Origin of the sequence: Croceivirga thetidis (assembly GCF_012272815.1) — a bacterium.
Taxonomy (GTDB): domain Bacteria; phylum Bacteroidota; class Bacteroidia; order Flavobacteriales; family Flavobacteriaceae; genus Croceivirga; species Croceivirga thetidis.
Genome location: NZ_JAAWWL010000002.1, coordinates 1,487,540 through 1,511,485, shown reverse-complemented (window position 1 = coordinate 1,511,485; position 23,946 = coordinate 1,487,540). Strand labels below are relative to the sequence as shown.

16 protein-coding genes and 1 other RNA gene are annotated in these 23,946 nt (G+C 37.3%); 7 read left to right on the top strand and 10 right to left on the bottom strand.

All coding sequences use genetic code 11. From position 1 onward, the window contains the following. Positions 1 to 132: 132 nt before the first annotated feature. Together HCU67_RS14460 and HCU67_RS14455 are read right to left on the bottom strand one after the other, a co-directional pair. Positions 133 to 1,182, bottom strand: coding sequence for a sensor histidine kinase (locus HCU67_RS14460; protein WP_168553302.1), 1,050 nt, complete (start codon positions 1,180 to 1,182; stop codon positions 133 to 135). Between the two features lie 42 nt (positions 1,183 to 1,224). Beyond that, a complete protein-coding gene (locus HCU67_RS14455; protein ID WP_210423720.1) occupies positions 1,225 to 2,598 on the bottom strand; it encodes an exonuclease domain-containing protein in 1,374 nt (457 codons plus the stop codon). A 416-nt stretch (positions 2,599 to 3,014) separates the two neighbouring features. Here HCU67_RS14455 and HCU67_RS14450 point away from each other — a divergent pair, with 416 nt between their 5' ends. From HCU67_RS14450 to HCU67_RS14430, 5 genes are all read left to right on the top strand, one after another. Further along, positions 3,015 to 3,587 (top strand): hypothetical protein, encoded by a 573-nt coding sequence (locus HCU67_RS14450; RefSeq protein ID WP_168553301.1) that lies wholly within the window; start codon positions 3,015 to 3,017, stop codon positions 3,585 to 3,587. Between the two features lie 207 nt (positions 3,588 to 3,794). Then, positions 3,795 to 5,504, top strand: coding sequence for a sensor histidine kinase (locus HCU67_RS14445; RefSeq protein WP_210423719.1), 1,710 nt, complete (start codon positions 3,795 to 3,797; stop codon positions 5,502 to 5,504). Then, positions 5,501 to 6,115: a response regulator gene (locus HCU67_RS14440; protein ID WP_168553299.1), complete on the top strand. Its 615-nt coding sequence runs from the start codon at positions 5,501 to 5,503 to the stop codon at positions 6,113 to 6,115. The genes HCU67_RS14445 and HCU67_RS14440 overlap by 4 nt, the downstream gene beginning before the upstream one ends. Positions 6,116 to 6,223: 108 nt before the next feature. Continuing rightward, positions 6,224 to 7,300, top strand: coding sequence for a hypothetical protein (locus tag HCU67_RS14435; protein ID WP_168553298.1), 1,077 nt, complete (start codon positions 6,224 to 6,226; stop codon positions 7,298 to 7,300). A 24-nt stretch (positions 7,301 to 7,324) separates the two neighbouring features. Further along, on the top strand, positions 7,325 to 7,897 hold the full coding sequence (locus HCU67_RS14430) for a hypothetical protein (RefSeq protein WP_168553297.1): 573 nt from the start codon (positions 7,325 to 7,327) through the stop codon (positions 7,895 to 7,897). Between the two features lie 18 nt (positions 7,898 to 7,915). Here HCU67_RS14430 and HCU67_RS14425 read toward each other — a convergent pair whose 3' ends face one another. The 3 genes from HCU67_RS14425 to HCU67_RS14415 are packed head-to-tail and all read right to left on the bottom strand — an operon-like array spanning position 7,916 to position 11,849. Further along, positions 7,916 to 9,241, bottom strand: a complete 1,326-nt coding sequence (locus tag HCU67_RS14425; RefSeq protein ID WP_168553296.1) for an MBL fold metallo-hydrolase — start codon at positions 9,239 to 9,241, stop codon at positions 7,916 to 7,918. A gap of 10 nt (positions 9,242 to 9,251) precedes the next feature. Continuing rightward, the gene (locus tag HCU67_RS14420) at positions 9,252 to 11,402 is read right to left on the bottom strand and encodes a S8 family serine peptidase (protein WP_168553295.1); all 2,151 of its coding nucleotides are present in this window, start codon (positions 11,400 to 11,402) and stop codon (positions 9,252 to 9,254) included. A gap of 21 nt (positions 11,403 to 11,423) precedes the next feature. Further along, a complete protein-coding gene (locus HCU67_RS14415; protein WP_168553294.1) occupies positions 11,424 to 11,849 on the bottom strand; it encodes a hypothetical protein in 426 nt (141 codons plus the stop codon). Between the two features lie 216 nt (positions 11,850 to 12,065). Here HCU67_RS14415 and HCU67_RS14410 point away from each other — a divergent pair, with 216 nt between their 5' ends. After that, complete coding sequence (locus HCU67_RS14410; RefSeq protein WP_168553293.1) at positions 12,066 to 13,805, top strand: amidohydrolase family protein; 1,740 nt, start codon at positions 12,066 to 12,068, stop codon at positions 13,803 to 13,805. 66 nt (positions 13,806 to 13,871) lie between these two features. On the opposite strand, the gene HCU67_RS14405 is transcribed toward HCU67_RS14410, so the two are convergent. The 5 genes from HCU67_RS14405 to ssrA all read right to left on the bottom strand — a co-directional run bounded on the left by HCU67_RS14405 (position 13,872) and on the right by ssrA (position 22,410). Further along, positions 13,872 to 15,839 (bottom strand): DUF3857 domain-containing protein, encoded by a 1,968-nt coding sequence (locus tag HCU67_RS14405; protein ID WP_168553292.1) that lies wholly within the window; start codon positions 15,837 to 15,839, stop codon positions 13,872 to 13,874. 6 nt (positions 15,840 to 15,845) lie between these two features. After that, complete coding sequence (locus tag HCU67_RS14400) at positions 15,846 to 17,768, bottom strand: DUF3857 domain-containing protein (RefSeq protein WP_168553291.1); 1,923 nt, start codon at positions 17,766 to 17,768, stop codon at positions 15,846 to 15,848. Between the two features lie 2 nt (positions 17,769 to 17,770). Then, positions 17,771 to 21,058 (bottom strand): hypothetical protein, encoded by a 3,288-nt coding sequence (locus tag HCU67_RS14395; RefSeq protein ID WP_168553290.1) that lies wholly within the window; start codon positions 21,056 to 21,058, stop codon positions 17,771 to 17,773. 288 nt (positions 21,059 to 21,346) lie between these two features. Beyond that, a complete protein-coding gene (locus HCU67_RS14390; protein ID WP_168553289.1) occupies positions 21,347 to 21,631 on the bottom strand; it encodes a DUF2188 domain-containing protein in 285 nt (94 codons plus the stop codon). A gap of 379 nt (positions 21,632 to 22,010) precedes the next feature. Further along, positions 22,011 to 22,410: a transfer-messenger RNA gene (ssrA, locus tag HCU67_RS14385) on the bottom strand. Between the two features lie 275 nt (positions 22,411 to 22,685). Between ssrA and HCU67_RS14380 the strand changes: the two genes are divergently transcribed. Beyond that, a complete protein-coding gene (locus HCU67_RS14380) occupies positions 22,686 to 23,891 on the top strand; it encodes an NAD(P)-dependent oxidoreductase (protein WP_168553288.1) in 1,206 nt (401 codons plus the stop codon). Positions 23,892 to 23,946 lie beyond the last annotated feature (55 nt).

Genomic DNA, 23,946 nt, shown 5'->3' with positions numbered 1-23,946 from the left:
GCAGTCAGATCAGTTTAGTTATCGTAATTTAAGCATTTATCGAATATGCATATTTTCTGACTCTACATGTAGGTTGGATTCAAGTTGAATTTATTAGCTTTTGGACACCTTCAAAATACCAATATGAGTGCTTTAGGTAAGCTCAATTATTGGGATTTTAAGTATGAAGCTTTCGTCACTTTTCTCAATTAAAAGTTCTTTTTCTGTTAACAACTGATACCTTTTTTTAAGGTTGCTAATTCCGATTCCATTACGGTCGGATACACTACCTTTTGGTTGAAAATTATTTGTAATCAAGATATGTTGGCCGTTTTTGGTAATGGATATTTTCAAAGGCTTCAATTTAGAAACCACATTGTGTTTTACTGCATTTTCAACGCCGACCTGAAGGGACAAGGGCACAATTTTCTTTTGGTAGATGCTGTCTGGTAAATCGATTTCGATGTTGAGGTTGGGGTCAAACCTACTATGCAACAGTTCGGTATATTCTGCGATGTAGGCCATTTCATCTTTGATTGAAATCAAATCTTTATCCGAGAAATCTAAAAGTTTATTGTAGACCGAGGCCAGATTCAACGCAAACTCCTTGCTCTTCTCGGTATCGTAATCAATAAGAAAAAGCAAGGTCGTCAAGCTATTCGAAAGAAAGTGGGGACTTAGTTGATTTTTTAATGCCTTTAATTCGCTTATGGCGTTTTCCTTTTTTAAGCTTTCTTCCATGATCTTTGCACTGTTGAGCTCATAGATGTAGATGAGAATGGTGTAGACGGCTACATCTATAACAAGAATGGTGAAACCGGTCATTAGTATTCGGGCTAGCGATGGGTTTTGGTAACCAGGCATCACAAAATGAAATAGAGGTTGAATGTGATAAACGTATAAATAGATGATGACTAGAAAAGGTACTATTAGTATTGGTAAGTAAAGCCACCTTTTTCTTCTGTTTTTTGGGCCAGGAAATCGAATTTTATTGTAGAGAAATATATTTCTGAGAACAATCCAAATTACCGAAACCACTATCAGGTACTCAAGTCCTTTGTATAGAAACACGTTAAAGTCAACTTTAAAAATTGCACCTTGGTAAAAGATAGATATGGCTACGAGAGAGTTGATTATGACTCCTGCCACAATCAATGGTCTGTCGTCAAAGCCTATATAAGGTTTTGAATTTTTAAAAAGCATAAGCTATTTGGTTGATTAAAGTAATTTACGCATTTAATGCGGTTAAATCACAACAGCACTTTTCTGTAAGTACGATTCGACCAACAACTGGGTTTCACGAGTATTTGTTTGCAATTCGATAAAAGGTTCCAAATCGGCATCAGTTGAAATTGTGGCCGTTTTTGGTACAAACCCATAACCCATGTATTGGCCGTCTTTCAAGTACAGAATGGCATCTTCCTCTGGGGTACGGCCTTTTTCTTTTAAAAACAGGGTTTCCTCTTTTTTACGAAGGGCTAAAAGTGCCTGAGCTGCCCGCTCATTGTAATCTTGAACTGACTCTTTGTTTTCGCAAACACCTGAGCATTCAAAAACCATGTTCTTAGAACATTCGATTTTGGAATCCAACAACTGGCAGTATTTCGGGCATAAGGAATACGCATTGCAAACCGAAGTCAAAAAGGCACGACAATCGGTTACTGAATTAAAAACCTGAAGAGGCGAAGTGGTTTTTGAAAGTGGGCCGTACCCTAGATGGATAAGTCCCCGGCGGTCTTCATAACTGAAAATGCCGTATTGCTTGACCCGTCGTTTCTGTGCGCGATTGTATTTAGGCCAGTTTTTTTTAATAGCTGCCGATTCCATCAATAGGGCAATGATTTCACTGCCAGAGAGTGTATATTCAATATGTTCAATTTCTCTACAAAGCCGAATTTCGTGCTCTGATTTATCGTAAAAATGCCCAAGTACCCGTTTTTTTAGGTTTTTAGCTTTACCGACATAAATGATTTCCTGGTTTTTACCATAGAAATAATACACTCCGGGTTGATTGGGAAGGCCATTGATGACAGCCCTATCCAAGTTCGGAGGTAAGGTAGCCTCTTGACTGCGGGCATTGAGAAAGGTGGCAATGACTTTTTCGGAGTCTGGTTTTTGCAAGAGTTGTTGAAATAACAAGACGGTGGCATGGGCATCACCTCGGGCGCGATGGCGGTCGGTAATGGGGATGTTGATGGCCGAACACAATTTACCCAAACTGTAGGACCGTAAGCCAGGAATCAATTTTCGGGATAAGCGCACCGTGCACAATTTTTTGCGAACGAAGTCTACACCCAATTGGCGAAACTCTTCTTTAATAACCCCATAATCAAAATTCACGGCATGGGCCACAAAAATGCAGTCTTCGGTTAGCTCTAAAACCTTAGGAGCAATTTCTTCAAAGATGGGCGCCTTGGCCACGGTTTGGTCATCGATACCGGTTAGCCCGGTGATAAAAAATGGAATAGGACATTGGGGATTTACCAATGAGGTAAACTCATCAACTACTTGTTCTCCATCAAATTTAAAAATGGAAATCTCAGTGATTTTATTGCCCTTAAGGCCGTTGCCCGTGGTCTCAATGTCGATGATGGTATAAAGCACACTACAAAGTAACAAAATTCAAGCCCTTTGGATTCATCGCAACTGCCTCCCCCAAGACAATCTTGATTACTACTAAAGGGCTTGAAATTTTAGGTTAGTGTTTTGTGCTAACCCTCCAACTAACTAACTCAAATGATACAACAAATGTAAAATGGGTAGGCAGGTTGGACTATACCTACTTCTGGGTATTTTGATTGAAATAGTGTAAGAAAAGGATTAAGAATACTTTTTTTCTTACAGAATTCTTTGAAATTTAAGAGAATTACTGAGGATGATTTGTTAAAATCAAACTTGGTAGCTATCTTTTTACAGCTAACCATTTCTTTCCTTACATATCTTCTTTCTGCATTGGTAAAAAATCCCTAGGAATGGGGATTTATTTGTTTCATTATTAAAATCAAATTTGACAAAACCAAAAAACTAATTTAACTATGAGTTTAGAAATTCTTAAAGACGTTACTCCATTTAAATTGAACCTCAACAAGAGTGATTCCACGAATCACCAAGTAATTTATGCAAGTCAGTTATATGGAACTTTTTTCGCTGTTAGTGCCAAGTTGGAATTTAACGGAAGTTTGCTGAAATCTATGAAATTAACTTTGGTAAACTATAAGGGCTTATATAATCTCGGCTTATTAGATGCTACAAGAACTTCCTTTGAATTGGATGGTGGCAAGGCAAAGTTGACATTACATCTTTCCGCATTCTATGGGGTTCATGGCAATGGTAAGGAGCTTACTGTTGATTGTGAAGACGCAGATTTAACAAATATTGTTGAAATGGATGTGAATAGGCAACTTCATAGCTTTTATCAAAGTGGGGATCCTTTGACGCAACATTTATTTAATCATTGTCTTGATAGTGAGTTTTATGAACGTGATGGTGCCGCGATTTCTCCAAGAGAAAGAATGGATACTAAAATTGAAGAAATAGTGCACGATGATCCACACATGGAGACCGCAGCGTCGGGGGTGTGTAAAATTACTTCACTTATATTGCTCTAAGGAAATGAATTAAAACCTTTTGGATAAGACAACTTTTTAATTTGGTTCCGTGTGAACAAAATAATTCCTTTAATTCTAATCTTTTGTAAGCTGCATTTTTTAAATGCAGCTTTACCCTCAGAAGAATATAATTCTCGAAAAAACGAATTTTCTATTGAAGACCTTTTCCGTGCTTTAAAAAGAAAGGATAAAAAGGTCCTCAATTTTATGATTGAAACACCGCAGAATTGGGATGAAAACAAATTAGTTGAAAAATTTATTCTTACCTATTCAGGTAAAAGTCTCAATATTAAAAATGACAATAAAATTAAAGGTAGTAAGGATGACTTTATATATTACTTAATTGAAGGATATCAGAATGTAAATGACCCATCGGAAACAAAACTGATTGCATATCAGAACTTTTCAAAAGCCATAAAACTTGCAGATGATTTAGAACTGAAAGAGTGCTTAAAGTTCTCTTTGATTAGCATGTTGGAACTACTTAAACAGGAAATTTTTCTTGACAAAGAAAAGTATACTCCATATTTAAATCATTTAAAAGAAGTAGAGTCCGATTTTACCGATGCATTGGTAATCGCTTTATTTGAAGTTGATCTAAATTCAAAGGAAGATTCCAATTTAAATTATAAAGCCGAAAGAATTGAAAGATTAACTAAACTAGATTCATTATTTGCTAGGGTCCCAGAAAATAATCTGTGGAAAGCAGAATACTATTATAGTAAGGCAATCCAAGCAAAGTTGAAAAGTGACTTCGAGAACTCGTTAATTTATATGCACAAGGCAAATAGTTTGTTTGACAAGAAGTTTCAGCGTAAAAAATATGCCACTACTTTTTGGCAACTTTCAAGTATATTTTATTTAAAGTCAGAATTAGATTCAGCTTTAATTTATTTAAATGAATCGAAGAAATATTCAGTTGGACCAAGGGATAATTATTACGACGAACGATTAGCTTCATGGATTTTTAACAAATCTGAACGGTTCGATTCTGCATACTATTATTTGGATAAGTCTATTAAAAGCGAGTATAAATGGGATGCAAAAAAAAACTCTTTAGAATCAAGTCTTTTATCTATCGAGAATGAAACCGAAAAATTAAAAAACGATAAGCTTCGTCTTGATAATAGAAGAAAGACAAACCAGAATTATTTGATTATTGCTATTTCATTATTGGTCATCGGTTCGATTACAGCTGTATTCCTTCAAAAAAACACCACGAAAAAACGCCAACTGGCAGAACAAGAAGCAGTACTTAAGCAACAACGTGTCGAAAATCTTTTAAAAGATCAAGAATTGGTAAGCATTGATGCTATGATTGCCGGCCAAGAAAAAGAACGCCAAAAGGTTGCTGGAGAACTCCACGATGATTTAGGCAGTCTTATGGCGACAATTAAACTGCACTTCGACAATGCGAAAATTAGCAGAAAAGACCCTGCGCTTAAAAATGCCCAAAAACTACTAGATGAGGCCTATCAAAAAATCCGTGGAATGGCACATAGCAAAAACTCAGGTGTAATGAGTGACCAAGGTTTGTTGGCTGCCATTCAGAAAATGGCAAAAACTATTACAGAAACAAATGCGTTGGAAGTTTCGGTTGAAGATTTTGGTTTAGGCGAACGCCTGGAGAACTCTTTGGAGCTTTCCATATTTCGTATGGTACAAGAATTGGTGGCCAATGCTATTAAACACGCAGAGGCAACAAAGGTAACTATTCAACTGACCCAATATGAAGACAATTTAAATATCATTGTTGAAGATAATGGCAAAGGTTTTGACAGGTCAAAATTAAATCTTGCCAAATCTGGTATGGGTTTAACGAATATTGAAAAACGTGTGGAACATTTGGAAGGTAGCTTTACGGTTGACAGTGTTATGGGTAAGGGTACCTCCATTTTAATCGATATTCCTGTATGATAACCGTTGCAATAGCCGAAGACCACCAAGCCTTAATTGATGGTATCAAATCCTATGTAAAATACGAAGAGGACATCAAGGTAATTGGCCAAGCCAATGATGGTGAAGAATTACTCAAATTGGTACGCCTAAAGCAACCAAAAGTAGTGCTATGTGATATTCGAATGCCCAAACTCGATGGTATTGAAGCCACCAAAACCATTTTGAAAGAGTTACCGCATACCAAGGTGGTTGCCTTTACTATGTTTGACCAAGAAGGTGCGGTAAAACAGATGTTAGCTGCCGGAGCTCAAGGTTATATTATTAAAAACAGCAGCCTAGATGTAGTTTTAGAAGCGATTCGCACCGTCGCCTCTGGCAAGACATATTATGACAAAAAAATCGTAGTCCAAGAGGCCGAGAAAAACAGCTCTAAAAGTGTTCTTTCTACTCGAGAGCGAGAAATTTTGCAATTGATTGCCAAGGGCCATACTTCGCACCAAATTGCAGATGAATTATTTATTGGTAAAAGCACCGTTGATACCCACCGAAAAAACATGATTCGCAAGCTAGGTTTAAGCGGAGCAGGGGAGTTGTTACGCTATGCAGTGGAAAAGAAGTATGAGTTTTGAGAAAATCCCCAAAAATGGGTATTGCTTAGAAGCAAACTACACATCATTTTTGGTATTATGAAATTTATTGAATAACCACCTAATGGTAACTATATACAAATTGAGGTAATGAAAGCTTTTAGAATTCTGTCATTAATTTTTTGTTTACAGTTTGTAATTGCCGCCTTCGGACAAGAACAATACAAGCGGGTATATCGTTTAAAGGCCAATGATGTTAAGGTAATAACCAAACTTAGATTTGATTCTTTAACAGAAAAGGAAAAAAAAGCACTAATAAAATCCATGAATCCTCTTCTAGGAAAAATTGCGGTTAAGAAAATAGAAAAGGGTAATCTCACACTTTACGATACACTATTAATAGATATTCCATACTTGAAAATGAACAGCTGGCCTGCTCAAACCGAAGCTGATTGGAATGGAAGAAGAAACTTTTACATTGAAACTCAAAAAAATGGAACTTTAAAAGCCATACCAAAATTGCCACGAAGAATTAGGAATCAAAAATTAAATAATTCAAAAAATACCGAAACATCACGGGCTGAAAAAATAATAAACAATAAACTCGACTCTACAAAATCCAACATTTCAAGTCTTTTTATAAATAATGAGAAATGGAAGTTTATTTCAGATGCACGAGCTGATAACAATGATTATGTTATAAATATTGAACCATTTAATCATGAGTGGCTTGGCTTTTGGGAGGTTAGCTTTAATCCTATTGTCATTCCCATAAAATATAGGACCAAGAGAACTAATGTTCCTATTGCTGCCACTGGGAATTCAGAGTTCAAACGAATTGAGGAATTTTCAGCAAACTTTAATATAAATGCTGCATTTGGACTTTCTTACGGTAATACCAGATTCGCTAGACCTTCAAAAGGGAATGAATTTAAAACGACTACTTGGAAGTTAACAGGAAGTTTTATTTTAGGTTTTACTCCAGTCGCCTTGAATAATGCTAATACAAATAATGCCAGAAGTTTAAATCCGAATCTTGATACAGATATTAATCGAACGGTAGGCGCCCTAACTCTAGGAGGTGGAATTATGTATGCCATTGACAATTTTAATTTTGGAGTTTTTGTTGGTCTAGATCATGCAAGAGGCCAATCGAGAGATGAATGGGACTATCAGAATAGGATGTGGTTGGGTATTGGCCTTGGATATTCACTTTTTAAATTATAATTAAGCACTAAAACACTTGAAGGAATGCTAACAAGTAAATCAAGCCTCTGGAAATATGTTTCAAACCTATTTGTTTCTATTGACCAATTAGGTAATGCAATAGCCGGAGGAAACCCTGATAATACGGTATCGGCTAGAGTGGGTTTTTACAATCATTATTATAAACCCTATGAGTCTCAAGGAGTGCCCTGGTATTGGCGTTGGTTTGAAAACATAATTGACTTCACATTTTACCCAGTTGATGGTTGGAACCATTGTCATGAAGCATATCACAATGATGCTTCCGAGATATTTGATAATCGCGTTACTAATTTTCTAATTGCAATTGGCGCTGGAGTGATTATTATTCCTAGTTGCGTTTTAATAGCCATAGTTCTTTATACTTTGTTCTTGTTTCGAATTGTTCGACCAAGAACTATTGACAGGGAATTAAACCTCCATAGAAGATTTACAACAAGTAATAATGGTTTGACTAGTTCAGATAGAGAAATCGATGAATATGGATTGGATTTTGATTTGTCTCGTGTTAGAGAAGATGTTTCAGAATTAAAAAGCCTTGTGGAACTAATAGAAAATAAACTAAATCCCAACATTTAAAAAACACATTAAAAAAGACTAAACCCCAATCACCATAAAATGCTCATTCTTGGGCATAAACTTAAAATGAAAATTGGCGTGGTCCTCCTTAAATTCCTTGACTAATTTTTCAATCTTTTTAAGGTGTTTTTCCTGATTTTCCGTTAGAGAGTCTTTGGGGTTGGCATTAAACCAAAAGGTAAAAGGTTGTTCCACTTCTGGGTTTGGACTTTTTTCATTGGCTTCACCGGCCCGTGATTTGTAAATGACTTCCAAAACCGCTTCTTCAGGGTTATGATGGGTACCATTACCGCAAAACACATAATGGTCAGCTGTAATTTTTTTACAAAATGCTAAATCGATATTAGCCTCGGCCCCATGGTGCTGTACCTTAAGCACATTCACATGCAGCCCACCATTGGCATTCAGTTTTTCGTTCTTGGCGAGTCCTTTTAAAATGTCATCAGAATGGCCATCACCTGTCATTAGAATAGTTGACCCGTCAGCCTCTGCTAAAAACATGATGGAGGCCAAGTTGGGTATGGAGACTTCATCTCGATCACCCAGGGTGCCACTATTAATTAATAGCTGCGAAAGCTGCTCCAAACTTAAAGGTTGGTTGATAGCACTCACGCTCAAATCGGCGAAAAATTCTTTAAGTTCTTCGGCATGGGCCTTTTCCCATTTCTCCCATTTTTCCTTTAGGTCAGTCAGGTCTGCTTGAAACGGGCCGATGACCGAAAGGTTGATATTACCGACTGCATGTTCGTTTTTACTAACGGTACGTTGGTTGCATTTGACCACACGACCATTGTATTCTGGGTTTAAAGGAATATTCAATTGGTCTGGGTCAATGCGTTGGGATAATATGATGCCCTTCTTGATGCTTGTTGCCTTATGACTCACTCGATGAAAAAGGTCATTTTTCAAATGTTCTGAGGTCATTTGCTCTACATTTTGCAAGGCGTTTGCAATTTGTGGAAGGGATTCCCCCAAATCATAAGCCTCTGCAAAAGAGTTATGCCAAATAGAGTTGATAGTTGGTGGTTCAACAATCTTTGGTTTTTTGACATTGGCCGTGGAATTCGGGTTGCTTTTATGGTGGTTGTACACCCGCCATTCGGTCAATAATTCCATAAGCGCAATAATGCCCACAATATGGTCGTCATCAATATGGGAAACACATAATAGGTCGACTACTTCCCCTTTTTGTTGTATCTCTTTGTTCAGATAGGGTGCCACTGATGCGTTGAAACTTGACTTCATACCACCATCGACCAAAATATTGGTGTTTTTCCCATCACCAATTGGGTTTGAGATGAGCAGTGAATCTCCTTTTGAAGAACGAAATATGATAAGTTGCATAGTTAGGTGTTTAGTTTGCTGTAATGTCTTCGAAATTCGCTAATAGCATGGCCTCTTGAATACAGGCTTCGCTATTTATGAGTCCAAAACCGGTATCGTTTTTCCAATCGTAATTCAATCCCGTAATTGGTGAAGCAGTTCGTTTTAAAATTCCTGCTATTTGTGATGAGGTTAATCTCGGTTGTAGCGCCAATAAAAGTCCAGCAACTCCGCAAACGTAAGGACTCGCCATGCTGGTGCCTGTTTTCGCCGTCCATAAGTTATTACTACCTGCAAAGCCGTTTGCAGCGACAATATTAGTGCCAGGACCAACTATTTCTGGTTTTTTCCGGTTATCTCGAGATGGACCTTGACTGCTCGTAATATTGATAAGGTCATTGTTGGTATCAAAGTTTCCAACGGCGATGACGTTATGTCCACAGGCCAAGGAGTTAATTGATTTGTTGTCGACATTGGTTTTCTCGGTAAAAAAGGAAGGGAAACTCCAAAAATTTTGAACTCGGCGTACTGGGTCGTCCCGTTCTATCCAAGCATCAAAATTGCCATCTCGAATTTCATCGCCTATCAAACGTACCTTCCATAATCCTGATTTGATGCCTACCACTTTTTGGGGGTTGAGGTTGGGGCTCAAATAAACCGCAATATAATTGTTGCCGTTCGCCTCGTGATAAATCTTGTTGTAAACGCTGAGAAACGAAAAATCATCCAGCTGTTGGTTTTCAATAAACTGTTGCGGTTTAATAGGACCTATCCAGTCCTCACCTGGTGGTTTGACCATAATTGAAAAACGGTCTTGGGGTTCATACCAAATCTCGAGCTCGTTTTCAGAAATGTCACTGATGCCATTACCGATAACCTGCCATTCCAAATCAATGGAAAGCCCTTTGTTCGAAATCTTTCCCGAGGTATGGATTCGGCCCATGATGTACCCAAAATCATCAGGTGTCAAACCCTTTTCCTGTCCGGCATTACCTGCGGCAACACATACGCAACGGCCATCAACAGTCAATTGATTATCAATCCAGCGGCTTACGCCTGCACTACCGTCATGTGCATGGCCATTGGTACCGAGACTGATATTTATTGAAATGGGTTTACTCTGTTCTTTGGCATACTCCAATAAAAAATCCACTGCATCGGAAATTCGTGAAGAATCGGTAAACGATTTGGCTCGGTCGTTATCCACTGGAGGCAAAGAAATAAGCACACCTAAAATATCGGCCTCGGAACAAACTCCTGAATTTCCTGCAGCAATACTGGCCACATGCGTAGCATGTGAGGATTCAAATTCTTGTGATTGCGGTTCCAATGCTTTTACGGGTACACCAATGTTTGGTGCATCATTGATAGCTTGGTCCATATGTTCCTTTAAAAGTAAGCTCCCATAATCCATACCCTCAAAACCATTTAAGGACTTTTTCGGTGAAGGTCTATGGTCACCACCCTGGTCCCAAATGGCCAGAAAACGGGTTTTTCCTTGAGCGTCAAGAAAGTCGGGATGTGCGTAATCAAATCCTCCAACGTCAATAATACCAATGATAACATTGCTATGGTCGAATTTGGGCAGCTCTTGATCAAAGGTAAATTTTTTAGGTTTCAAACTGGTCGCGGTTGGGGCCAAGGTCAATGGTGGTGTCAATATCGATTGGGTACCCTCTATACCCACAATATGCTCACTGCTGGCCAAAACTTTTAAATAATCAAGAATGATGGTCGCTTTTACCGTATTTCCGAGTTGTCGGACGTTGGTAATGTGTGACTTAAAATCGCTTTTCTCTTTATTTTTTTTAAGATCATTAAGGACATCATTCCAACTGCTACTGGATTTAAGTTCGATATACACATTGGCTTGAATGGCATTTGGAGGGTTGTCATCAATGCTACCCTTTTTAAGTTGGGTTCTCGTGGGCTCTTTTACTTTGGGGGAGAGTTCGTCGATAGAAATTTCCGTTTCGGGTGCCAAAGAAATATTCTGTGCCATTTGATTGGTCACATTTTTATAGGCTTCCGGTTTAAGAATTGTATCCCTTACGGCGATACATTGATTGGTTATGGATCGTATTGCATTGACCTCATTACTGCCATTGGCAATCATGCGGAGCTTGGCATAAACTTTAGAATAGTTACCCAGCTCCTTGATGGATTTTTTCTTTTTTGACATCAGAACTATGTTTTGAGTACTTTAATTTAGGGAAGATTTCCTTTGGATGATTTGATAGTCCTTAAGTTCAACTTGTTCCCTTTTTATGGTGCCATTTAAATTTTCCAACATTCGAATATTTGAATTCAATTTAACTGCAGTAGATTGGGCGGCTTGGCACCCCTGAATTTCTCCAGCCAAGTTTTTGGCCAAGGCATTCAAGGAATCCATGACCACCTCTTGTTGTTCAATTTTTTGATTGAGTTCCTCCTCTTTATCCCTGAATTCATTCTGGGCCAAAAGAAGTTTATCCGATTCGTCTTTTGAAACCTTTATGCCAATACCGAAGACATTAACCTCTTCACTATCTTCCAATAAGCCTGCAATCTGCGTTTTGAACAGGAATAGGGCAACTAGGGCTACCAAGGCCCAAATCAATGTTTTGTAAGGAAATTGTTTGTTCTCCATGACCAGTGTTTAAGAATTGAAGTAAAAAGTTAGTTCAGCTAAACACAATCGGCGTGTTAATTTGTACAATCGGTACCATTTTCTGTATTGTGAGAAAAGACCTAAGTAAAACAAAGGCAAAGTAACTTGAATTGTAGATCTTAATGGTCTTCAAGTAATTGATTCTAAATTATTTACTTTAAATTTAAGTTCTTCCTCCAATAAACAACAACCGTTATGCCAGACCAAATTCAAGAAAGGGAGACCCCTATTTTTAATATCCATGCCCATATTTTCACTAAAGACCATGTGCCGAAATATTTGGCGAAGAAAATTGTGGTCTGGCCTTTTTATGTACTGTTGGGTACTGGTTTTTTGATACGTACAATTACTTGGTTCCGCAACTTGGGCAAAAAAGAATACACCTATGCTGAACGCAATCGAAGTTGGTCAGCCTACAAGACAAAAATGTTTTTTGTTCGAAACCCTCTATTTAATTTTTTCTATGGCCTTTTTCGATGGGTCACAACGGCAATTTTTGCATATTACTTATTGATTTGGTTATATCCACTTTTAGATACAACCACAATCGGAAAATGGGTATATCCAATTTTTGAAAACTATTTAGGGTTTATGCCGAAGATTGAGACCGGTTGGAATCAGTTTTTTGTATTGCTGGTCCTGGCCTTGATATTCGGTCATATTCGAAAGTCCATTTACCAAGTACTGAAAAAGCGTTTACAAAAAATGGTGGGCAAAGAGCAGCTGGAGTACCTTTTGCGGTATTTAAAAATTCTCGATTTTTCTAAGGGTGCTGGTAAGAATGGTATGAGCTACATTTTCAGCAAATTACAGCAACAATACCCTCCTAAAAGCAAGTTTGTTGTACTACCAATGGATATGGAGTTCATGAATGCCGGTTCGGTAAAGCAACCTTATTTGGTGCAGATGGCTAAGTTGATGGAGTTGAAATCGAAGAATAGAGAAACACTTTTCCCTTTTGTTTTTGTAGATCCAAGAAGAATTGCCCAACAAGACCCGAGCCAACCTTTTTTTGACTATGATGCCAGCAATCCGGATAAAATTACCTTGAAACCATGCAAACTGGCTGAATACTTGGATAGGGGAGCTTGTGGCATCAAGATTTATCCAGCATTGGGTTATTACCCTTTTGATAAAGAATTACTGCCTTTGTGGTTGTATTGTGTGCAGAATAAAATTCCAATTACGACACATTGCTCTGTTGGACCTATTTTTTATCGTGGCAATAAGAAAAAGGCATGGGACCGTCACCCTATTTTCAACGAAGTTATAACGGGAACCAAGGAGGCAAATAATCAAGTGATAGCAAATCTTCGATTGACCCAGGTACCCAATAAAGAATTTCAGGCCAACTTTACCCATCCGCTAAACTACTGCTGTTTGTTGATGCCCCATTTTTTGAAACAGGTTTTGGATGTATATCAAGACCAAGATTTAAATGATCTATTCGGTTATGAAGATGGAGAGTTAAAAAGGGATTTGAAAGGGTTAAAAATTAATCTAGCCCACTATGGCGGAGCGGAAAATTGGGATCGCTTTTTGGAAAAAGACCGACAACAAGTAGCCAACGAATTGGTTTATAGACCTGCGGTTGCGTTGAACTTAAAAAACGAACTGCCTAAACTGGGTAATCTTTATGCACATTGGCATTATAGCGATTGGTTTAGTTTGATAACCAGTATGCTCATTGAATTTGAGAATGTTTATTCAGATGTGAGTTATACCACCCATGATACCCAATACGTGAATCTGCTTTCAGAATTAATGAACAATAAGAAAGTCAATAAACGTATCCTTTTCGGAACTGACTTTTACGTCGTGAGCAACCAGAAAACTGAAAAAGCATATTGGATTGATATGCAAAATCAATTAACCCCAGAGAAATGGGAACAGTTGGCAAGTATCAATCCGAATAGTTTTATTGGTTTGACCTAGTGACTTTCTAGATAGAATATCCGGATAACTTAACCCTTAGGAGGTATTACGAGTATTTCAGACAGACTATTGTTCCTGTTCAAAAATCAGCTTTATCTTATTAAAATCTGCAGCACCATTAATAACTTGACGGTAACCCTCTAAGATTTCAGGATAAACAATATTTGTATTGTATTGCTCATCTGCCTTGATACTCAAAAGATTATCCTTTAGCGTATAGCTTGAATCAAAAAAGAAGAGCAACTCTCCATCTTTTTCAATTTTATAATCGATAGTTATATCTTCTGGGTTTACAACCTTATAGCCCTTAGGTATTTCTATGGTGATATTTCGATAGTATGTACGTTCATACTGACTTTCAAGGGGTAATTTGCGTTTTTTATCTTGGTACATTTCAATTTGAGGCCCGATGAGGTCACCCAATTTAAACAAGTGTTTTCTACCAGCTTTTTCCATGAATACATCGGCTTCTATTTCATAGGAAAAAACTATTGGCTTTTTACCAAACGATTCTGGTTCACCGTTTTGAATATCTTTTGAAATAATTTGTATATCCTCATGCATGGTCTTGGCAAACTGATCAACCAGCTCTTCTTTTGTTTCCTTGGGCATCAGATTCATAAAAGGCTGAAAATACATGGCATTGTAACCTGAGAAACTTCGATTAAGTTGAATATTGGTTTTGGTAATATCATTTTCATCAAATGATACTTTAATGTCCATTACATCAACATTTAATTCTGCCTCAACAGCATCAATATATTTTATTTTTCCAATGGCGGATTTATTACTGCCCAACTTGACTTCTTTAATGAATAAACCATAATTGTCGGTAAACTCAATTGGAGGAAAACCATATCTGTTTTCTTGAACATTTGGAGCAAGGAATTTCTTGGTGTTTGGAAAGTAAAAGAGAAAATTATTCAAAAAACTATAGGATTCAAATTCGGGGTCGAACTTTACATTGTTGCGGTCTGAGGTCAACACCATTTCATTCTTTATTCCCAATTTTGAGAACAATTGAACGTACAATTGAACAATACCACGGCGATTAGCGACTTTATTTTCCAAAATTGAAATCGTGTTGCTCAAACCAGGGTCATTACCTTCAGTTAGAAAAATAGTGGTCTTAAGATAGTTGTCAAGCATACTTAAAGTAGCATCTTCGTTTTCTCCATTTGCCAAGTTATTTTCTTTAATGAATTTATCAAGAAGACCATCAACTTTCTTATCAATATCCTTGTAATAAAAGGCATATAAATTCTGGGAAACATTGGCGTAAGAGGTTAAATTTTTTCCTTTTGTAGCAGTGTTCGAATCCAGCTTATAGATGATTTGACCCAAATAGGCCGAGTGTGCCGACTGATCCTCTTTTTCAAGACCATCCATATTTTCGACCTTTAAATTCCATCTGTTATTTCCGTTGGGTAAACTATCTCTATTGGCCTCCGGTAAACCATTAAAACTTTTAGAAGCAAATAATAGATTTTTAGGGCTCACCAGTTCAAAATCAACTTCTTTTTTTGGATAAGTTGATTGTAGCTTGATTCGGGTTCCGTTGTAATCGGGTTTTTGTTGGGCGACATACAAATACTCAATAAAACTTCCCTTTTCTAAACCCTCAAAAGCAAAGTATTTATATTGCTGACCAGTTTCTTCATCTTTTGAGGTAAAAATTTTGGTCTTATCCAGGTCAATTATTGAATTGTTGGGAGTGATTACACGGGCTTTGCTCACCTTTAGATTAGAGCCATCTGCGTAGGGCAAATAAACTTTGTTGTACTCTTCAATTTTTTCATCGGAATTCAACCAAACTACCTTGTGTTCAAGATAATGTTCGGTTAAATCACCTCCTTCATAATCAAAGTATATCAGTTGTTTTTCCTTAATGCCAAAAATGTCAAAATCACCTGAAGGTTTTTCGTAAACGGGTTTACTGGCCCAGTCATACGATAATATTTGCAGTATTTCTTGTGCTGGGGCATTAAATGCAATACACAGAAAACTAATAAGTAGGATGGCTTTATTTTTCATGTCTTTTTAATCTTCTACTAAAACAATAACTTCTTGAAAGGCCTTATTTACCTTGTTTAGATTGTCATTGTATTCTTTTAGGGATTCTGCAGGAATGATTATTTTTTTAAGCTCGAATTGATGGGTGTATTTAATCTTTCCATTTTCAACTTCGTAAGCTATTGAAGAGTTAAAAAACTCGTTATCTAGGGCGAAATTTGAAGGCAAGTAATCAATCTTGTATTCTTCAGGAATGATAAATTCGGTTTGAAATTGTTTTTTTTCCAAATAGTCAAACTCCAAAGCATTCTTTCTATTCCTTTTGGTTGCAAATTTGTAGAGATCTTGATTTAAATTGAGATTGACGTAAGTTTCATTCCCATAATGATTAACGGCATTTTTAATTTCAAAATCGTAAGCTATTTCAAAGGGTTCATAGTAATCGAATTCATTCGTGACTTGAAACTTTGAAATTAGAAAGCTGTTGTTTCCTTTTTCCAACAGGCTATTAAAATAGCTTAAGGTTTTCTCTTCTGTAGTCATGTTCTCTAAACCGTAGAAGCAATTGACTTTTTGAAAGCCGGTCACTATTGCATTAGAACTACCTTCAAGATTGTTTCCATTTAAGGTAACAGAAGACTTGTCAACTATAGCATTGGATGTTGCAGGCAATAGGGGCACGGTTTCAATTAAAAATTCATTTGAATCTATGCCTATTAAGGCTTCCTTACCTTGAATAAAAGAAGTTGGTTGCATCAAATTTGCATACCTGCCCGTGGCATCTAGAAAGTATGTATTAGCACCATTCTTCCAAGTTAATATCATATGGTTATCGGACAGTGGAGTGGGTAAATCACTGTATGAATAGGGCAAATCTCTGGTGCCTATCCAAGTAAAATACCCCTTAAGGCCAGCAATTTTAAGCATTGCGTACAGTAAACTGCTATTGTCTTTACAATCTCCGTATTTCTTTGCAAAAACATCGTTGGCGAATCTTGGAACAAAACCGCCCAGAGCATATTCAAAAGCGATGTACTTTATATTTCGTTGGACCCATTCGTAAATTGCGCTCACCTTTTCATAGTCGCTTGTACAGTTTTTAGTGATTTCCTTAACGGTGCTAACGAGTTCTGGTGAAGGTTTTTCAGAACGCACTTCTTCTGTTAGAGAAAAATACCACTTGTATAAGTCATCAACAGAATCAGCAAGTTTGGTTGTTTTACCGTCGACTGTAAATGACGTTATAACAGGGATTACATGTGGCAGAATTGTGCGACCGTTTGGCGAATTCTCTTCGAATTTATAATCCGGAACACTTGAGCTGGTCCAAGTATAGATTGTTTGTTTTCGTTTTTTCTCCTTTTCAAACTTAATATCCAGTCCTTCAAGGTTGAAACTTTTGAAACTTAATTCGATACCGTTGTCAACAATGAGCTTAAGTTTACTATTGGTAATCGGGAGATAGCTGCCAAAATAGAAAGAACTCAAAAACCTGGGATTTTTAATATCATATGAATATTTCAAATACGTTTTTGACCCTTTTTCTAAGTTCGGATATATAAAATTTACCGTCTTGTTATCATCGTAAAAAGAAGATTCCAAATCGTCTTTAACCTTAAAATCCTCTACCTTAACTGACTGTGGCTTTCCGTTTATCCAGTTGGTGTTTTTGGCTTCTATCTGTTTCAAATGGAAGAAACTCGAATAATTTATGGATTGCTTTGAATTGTAGGTTGCACTTTTACTCAGGTAAAGTTCTTCTTCAATTGTTGTTTGGTCAACCTTTATTTCTCCATCTACAATTTCTAGTGTGATAACCTCTTCTTGGTTCACACGAATGCGATTGGCATTCGGATAGGTTTCTTGTAATCGATTTAGCTGTTCAAGTTGCTGGGCGTTAAGCCCAAAAACCAAGCCTAAAAAAAGTATGGTCAATAGATTTTTCTTCATTCTTAAAATTGCTTAGAAGTCACAACAGCACCATTAAAATAAGTTTCTTCTTTGGATTTTTTTTCAGATTCATCATAGTATCGCCATACACCTGTTTTACTGCCGTTCTTATAATTGCCTTCTTCTTTTAGTTTTCCATTTTGATAATAGGCTTTATAGGGGCCGTGCAAATCGTCCATTAGATAGACCTCTTCCAACTCTAAATTCCCATTTTCGAAAAACTGTGTGCGTTTACCATGGTATTTCCCGTACTTATAGTTAATATCCGACTCCATTTGGCCTGTTGGATAATAGTCAAGGTATTTACCATCGAAGACTCCATTTTTATAGGTCATTTCCCTAGAAATTTTACCATTTTGAAAATACGAGGTCACATTGCCTGTCTCGTTTTTCAATGGAACCATTGCAATTTCCGTACCATTGGAATCTAGATAGCTATAGCCTATAACACGGTCGTATTCATAATGACGAATTAATTCTAGATTATCAGGGCCATCATAAAATTTTCGAGTACCGTGAAGTAATCCCATACTGTAATTATTGGTGTAGGATAAGCGTCCCTTTTTGTCGTAAGTTTTCCATTCGCCAGATAATTCACCGAGATTATAAATACCTTCCTCTTGCAGAATGCCATCATCATTAAATCGTTCGTAATCTCCATGTTCTTTTCCATTTAGATAGTTCGTCTTATTCAAGACTTGACCATTTTCATGAAAAGTAATCCACTCCCCATGTTTTTCACCATTTAGATAGTTGCCTTTTTGCAATGTATTTCCATAGAAATCCAAATACATAAATGGGCCGTTTTGAACACCGTAAGAGTATGTTGTTCTTATTTGGGGTTCTTTGTTTTCATAATAGAACACCAATGTGGTATCTGCTGGAAAAGCGTTGTGGTCAATTTCTTGTAAAACTTGGCCGTTTGATTTAAAATAAACCTGCTTTATTAGCTCGCCAAACCTGTAGGTATTCGTTGAACTAGGTTGGCCCTCAACTCCAAAATATACCTGGTTACCATGTAATTGGCCCTTATGGTAAAAATTCTTTGAGTACATAGTGCCGTCTTTGTAATAGAACCTCCATTCACCAAATTCCTTTCCGTTCTTATACCATCCTTGCATGTATAATTGCCCATTCGGATAAAACTCTTTGTAATACCCGTCAATTACGTTTTCTGAATAATGAGAAATTGAAAGTAATTCACCAGAGCTATGATAGGAAGTGTATTTTCCGTCAAGTAGATTGTCCTTGTACGTACAGGTGGCGCTGAGAACCCCATTATTACTGTAGTATTTCCATTCTCCAATTTTACCGCCTTTAATATCATAAAGTCCTTCCGTCATTTTGACTCCAAAAGGAGAATATTCTTCATAAAAGAATTCACCTCCTTTTTTACGGGCTTCTTTAATGATATTACCGTCTTTATCAAAAAAGGTATAAGCGATTACTTCATTTTTTCGATACTCATATTCGTAATGTAATTTGCCATCACGATCATAGACTTTGTACAGCCCATTTATAACACCTTCGTCGTAGTTATAACTTGATTTGAGATTACCATTTGAATAGTATTCAGTGTACGGGCCTTCGTAATAATCGCTTTTGGTGTTCCCTTCTGATTTTATTTGTCCGTTCGGATAATACACCAAGTAAGGACCGTTCAGTTCACCCTCACTATATTTTGAGATACCACTTTTATTCCCTGTGATGAAGTAACTAGTTTCAATTCCGTGACGTTTTCCAGCTTTGAAATTTACATTCAATAAGGTATCACCGGTTATAAAATACTGCGTTACTTCTCCTTCGATTTTACCATCAGAATATGGAATCTGGTATTCCTTAATTTTTGAACCAACCGGGAAGTAAGACTCATACATTCCATCAAGCACACCATTTTTGAAATACTTTGATTGTGTTTGGGCACCTTTATTATTAAAATAGGAGTAGTGGCCATTCAAATCGTCATCTTGATAAGTTGCTTCGAACATTGGTTTTCCATTGGGGTAGTAGCCCTTATTTGGACCTTCAAGATTGCCATTTACATAAGTTGAAGTTTCATTTATACTACCATCTGCATTAAACCAAGTCCAATTATTTATGCGTTGCCCAGAACTATCAAATTCCCCTTTGCTTTTTACACTCCCATTTTCATTATAAAATTCCCATTGGCCAACTAATTTTTCATTTTCAAGTTTTCCAATTCCTTGAAAGTATTCATCAAAGTACCCATTTACTATAATTTTGTTATTCCCAGTTTTATTCAAATAATCTTGATTGAGTTCTATCCATTTTTTTTTGAAAGCATTATAGAATTCAACTATTTCTTCTTCGTTTTTTTCAATAATAGCTTTGAATTTCTCATTTTGGATATCATAATTGATGGTATAGGTGAATAAATCGAAATAACCGTTATCATTTATCCATTTGAACAATGGAATTACTTTATCACCCCAAAACCCATTCTCTACAGTAACTTCCGAAATTTGATTTAGTAATGCATGGTTTTGTTTTACAAGCGCTATTTCTATTTTATTTCCCGTTTCGTAATCATTATTTAAGGCAAGACCACTTGATAATATCAAATCAAGTTCTTCAAATTCACCATCAATATTTGAAATGCCCCCTTCAAGTTTATTTTCAATTTCAGTTGGGGCCGAAGCAAAATCGTTGATGTATTTTAAAGAACTAAAGGAACCTTCTGGGCTAACCAGCAAGTACATATTGTAACATAACAATGCTTGGGAAACCAATCCGTTTTTGGCGCATAGCCCACCAAGTTGGGAATACGGTTTTTTGTAAAGTGGATTAAGAAAGATTGACTCCTCGTATGCCAGAACCGCATTTTTTATATCTCCTGAGTACTCATGTGCGACCCCTAGATTATACCTTAGTTTGTAATTTTTAGGAAATTCGAGTAAAGCCGAATTAAAGCTAGATATAGCCTCTTCGTAGGATTCGTTATTAATAAGGGCGACCCCATAATTCTGATAAAAAGCTTCTTTGTTTTCTCCAAATGGCAGGGCCAAACCTTCCTCAGCATATTGCATTGCCAATGGATAATCTTTTAATTGAAGGGCATAAAAGGATTTAGATAAAAGCGCATCGGCATAAATACTGTCGTTTGGATTGATTTTGTTCAGTTCATCAATTACTTTTTGATATTCTCCACTCTCAACGAATTTTTCTGCTTTAGCGGAAACCTCTTTATAATCAATTTTTGGTAGCTCTTCTTGTGAACGTAAATTTTGAACAAATAGAAAAGAAAGGATTGTAAAAAGTAGCAGACGCATTGTTGGTTGTTGGTTAATTGTGTTTAATTGAAAATGCAATAATTAGTATTCACCCTCGATTAATCAGTAATACAGGAGAAATTTTAAACGTAAAAAAAGTTGTTTTATTTATTGAATCACCTAATAAATTTAAGTGATAACAATAAACTCTTTTAGGTAAGAACCAAACGGGATTCAGGCCTGAATGTCTATTGTATTGTTGAATATCTAGGATAGCATTGTTCATGAAGTTATCAAGCGGAGTTTAGCAGTTAATATATCCTAATGTTCAGGAACTAAATTCACTAATTATTCAGAGTAGCTGATACGCTCCCGAATACCCCCACTTGCCCGATGAATTATTACATCGGCCTTGTATTTCTTAGCTAAAGTTTTCGCCTTACGAATGGCCGTGCTCTGCTTTCGGTGTTTGCTTGTGATACGTTTATTGCCTTCTCTCCGTACGGCCCATCCTTCTTCGTATGGAACCACATGCTGATGCCAGGTTCGAGCTCGGTTGTTTTTTTTTGAACTATCCAAAAAGACTTCAACGAGTTCAATTAATGTTCGGAGCCAAGATTTGCCTTTTGACATGGGGTTGGGTTTTCTAATTAAAGATAGTGGTTGTAAGCAAGAGCATAGAATTAAAATTACTAGATAAATCTAACCTTTTAAGTCGACCTGCTTGAAGTCAAGGGCATTGGCTGACTCCCTTCCCATTGACTCCCATACTCCAAATAAAACTGCCAACTTTTCTAAAATTGATACCAAGAAACAACAAAACCCATTCAAGTAAACTTGATGGGTTTATTATGTTCTTGCCATTGGGCAGTTGTGAGTGATTGTGGAGCCGGAGACGGCCGAGCGTAAGGAAAAGGTCTGGAAGACCTTTTTAGAGAAGGAGCGAGCCTACCGCGCTGGACTTCAAATCACTACGGCGTAACGAAAAAAGCCACCATTGAGGTGGCTTATGAAGTGGAGCCGGAGGGATTCGAACCCTCGTCCAAACAAGCAATAACAGAGCTTTCTACATGCTTAGTCTTAGTTTGGTTGTCGACGTACGACCGACCTAAGACTGCCAATCGTACGCTTAGCTTCTTTAGTTTAGGACTGTTACCGAAGCACAAACAATCCGGTGTTGACTTTTATGGTGCTCCTAAATGAATCGCCGTCAACAAGGGCTATTCAGGAACATTCAGCTTTCGCGCCTCGCGCGACTAGGCTAAGACTTACTATAATTCAGTCGATTAAGCAGCTAAAGCGTAGTTAGACTCGCCATTTAAAAGTGTGGGATATTGAATTAACGAGCATCATTCCCATAGCTCGACATGCTTACAATGCCATTGGTCTCGCTGTCAAAACCAGTCGGCCCCATAATGAGACAGTAAATTTGCAATTTACGTAGTCGAATTATGCCCTGAGCGTAGTCGAAGGGCCTAAAACACATTCTCATTTTATTTTCAAAGATCATTTGTGCGTTCCCATCTTCCACATTCGCTTCAGATGGTCGGGCTTTCGGCCATACATGGTATTTACCTCAATCCCTAACGCGGGCGGCAAAGTTAACTTTTATTGGTCAATGCCCGAAAAAGTTTGCCCAACCTTGCCATTCCCTGTATTTTAGTTCAATAAGTATACCAAGCTAAATATGAAGTTCGGAATCATAAAAGAACGCAAGAATCCTCCTGATAAAAGGGTGGTCTTATCCCCTCAACTCTGTCAAGAAGTCATAAGCAAGTTTCCAAAAGCTGAAATCATTGTGGAACCTTCTGATATTCGGGTGTTTTCAGACCAAGAATACCGAGATGCGGGTATTGAGGTGGCGAGCAAAATGCATGAGTGCGATGTGCTCCTAGGAGTCAAAGAAGTGCCTATAGAAGCGCTTATTCCGAATAAAAAATATTTTTTCTTTTCCCATACCATAAAAAAGCAGCCTTACAACCGCAATTTGCTGCTAGCAATTCTAGAAAAGAATATTGAACTCTACGATCATGAGGTCATTACCAACCAAAAGGGCCAACGTTTAGTCGCTTTTGGTCGATATGCAGGTATTGTTGGAGCGTATAATGGAATTCGTGCTTACGGACTCAAATTTAAGTTGTTTGACTTACCCAAAGCTGAAGATTTAAAAGACCAAGCCGAATTGATAAGCGAGTTGAATAAAATCAAGCTTCCCAGCATCAAAATCTTGTTGACGGGCAAGGGTAGGGTAGGCAATGGTGCCAAAGAAATGTTGGATGCTATGAAATTGAAAAAAGTCAATGTGGCGGAATACTTATCCGAAGCGTTTGACGAGCCAGTCTATTGCCAGATTGATGCCTCAGAATACAACAAAAGAAAGGATGGTGTTCGCGGTAACAAAGCCGATTTTTTTGCACACCCAGAGGAGTATAAATCGAATTTCTTTCGTTTCGCCAAAGTGACTGATTTTTATATTGCAGGACATTTTTATGGAGACGGGGCTCCATATCTATATACCCGTGAAGACGCCAAACATCCTGAATTCAACATAAAGGTCGTGGCCGATATCAGCTGTGATATTGATGGCCCAGTAGCCACTACCATTCAACCATCAACAATAGCAGACCCGATTTATGGCTATCACCCGGAAAATGAATCTGTGGTGGACTATAGAAATGAAGAAGCCATTGCGGTTATGGCAGTTGATAATTTGCCAGCAGAACTTCCTAGAGACGCCAGTAACGGCTTTGGTGGGGCATTTGTAAAAGCAGTAATTCCGGCATTTTTTAATCAAGATGAAGAAGGGGTTTTGGCTAGAGCCTTGATGACTCAGAATGCTGCACTTACAAGTAGGTATCTCTATCTACAAGATTATGTTGATGGCGAAATTTGATTAGTTGTTCATAGTTATCAACAATTCGTTGAACGACAGCCAACATTTAGTACTT

Coding starts and splice junctions, on each gene's coding strand:
- HCU67_RS14435 (WP_168553298.1), top strand. CDS start 6,224: ATGAAAGCTTTTAGAATTCTGTCATTAATTTTTTGTTTACAGTTTGTA.
- HCU67_RS14380 (WP_168553288.1), top strand. CDS start 22,686: ATGAAGTTCGGAATCATAAAAGAACGCAAGAATCCTCCTGATAAAAGG.
- HCU67_RS14460 (WP_168553302.1), bottom strand. CDS start 1,182: ATGCTTTTTAAAAATTCAAAACCTTATATAGGCTTTGACGACAGACCA.
- HCU67_RS14450 (WP_168553301.1), top strand. CDS start 3,015: ATGAGTTTAGAAATTCTTAAAGACGTTACTCCATTTAAATTGAACCTC.
- HCU67_RS14390 (WP_168553289.1), bottom strand. CDS start 21,631: ATGTCAAAAGGCAAATCTTGGCTCCGAACATTAATTGAACTCGTTGAA.
- HCU67_RS14420 (WP_168553295.1), bottom strand. CDS start 11,402: ATGTCAAAAAAGAAAAAATCCATCAAGGAGCTGGGTAACTATTCTAAA.
- HCU67_RS14440 (WP_168553299.1), top strand. CDS start 5,501: ATGATAACCGTTGCAATAGCCGAAGACCACCAAGCCTTAATTGATGGT.
- HCU67_RS14400 (WP_168553291.1), bottom strand. CDS start 17,768: ATGAAGAAAAATCTATTGACCATACTTTTTTTAGGCTTGGTTTTTGGG.
- HCU67_RS14410 (WP_168553293.1), top strand. CDS start 12,066: ATGCCAGACCAAATTCAAGAAAGGGAGACCCCTATTTTTAATATCCAT.
- HCU67_RS14395 (WP_168553290.1), bottom strand. CDS start 21,058: ATGCGTCTGCTACTTTTTACAATCCTTTCTTTTCTATTTGTTCAAAAT.
- HCU67_RS14405 (WP_168553292.1), bottom strand. CDS start 15,839: ATGAAAAATAAAGCCATCCTACTTATTAGTTTTCTGTGTATTGCATTT.
- HCU67_RS14430 (WP_168553297.1), top strand. CDS start 7,325: ATGCTAACAAGTAAATCAAGCCTCTGGAAATATGTTTCAAACCTATTT.
- HCU67_RS14445 (WP_210423719.1), top strand. CDS start 3,795: ATGATTGAAACACCGCAGAATTGGGATGAAAACAAATTAGTTGAAAAA.
- HCU67_RS14415 (WP_168553294.1), bottom strand. CDS start 11,849: ATGGAGAACAAACAATTTCCTTACAAAACATTGATTTGGGCCTTGGTA.
- HCU67_RS14425 (WP_168553296.1), bottom strand. CDS start 9,241: ATGCAACTTATCATATTTCGTTCTTCAAAAGGAGATTCACTGCTCATC.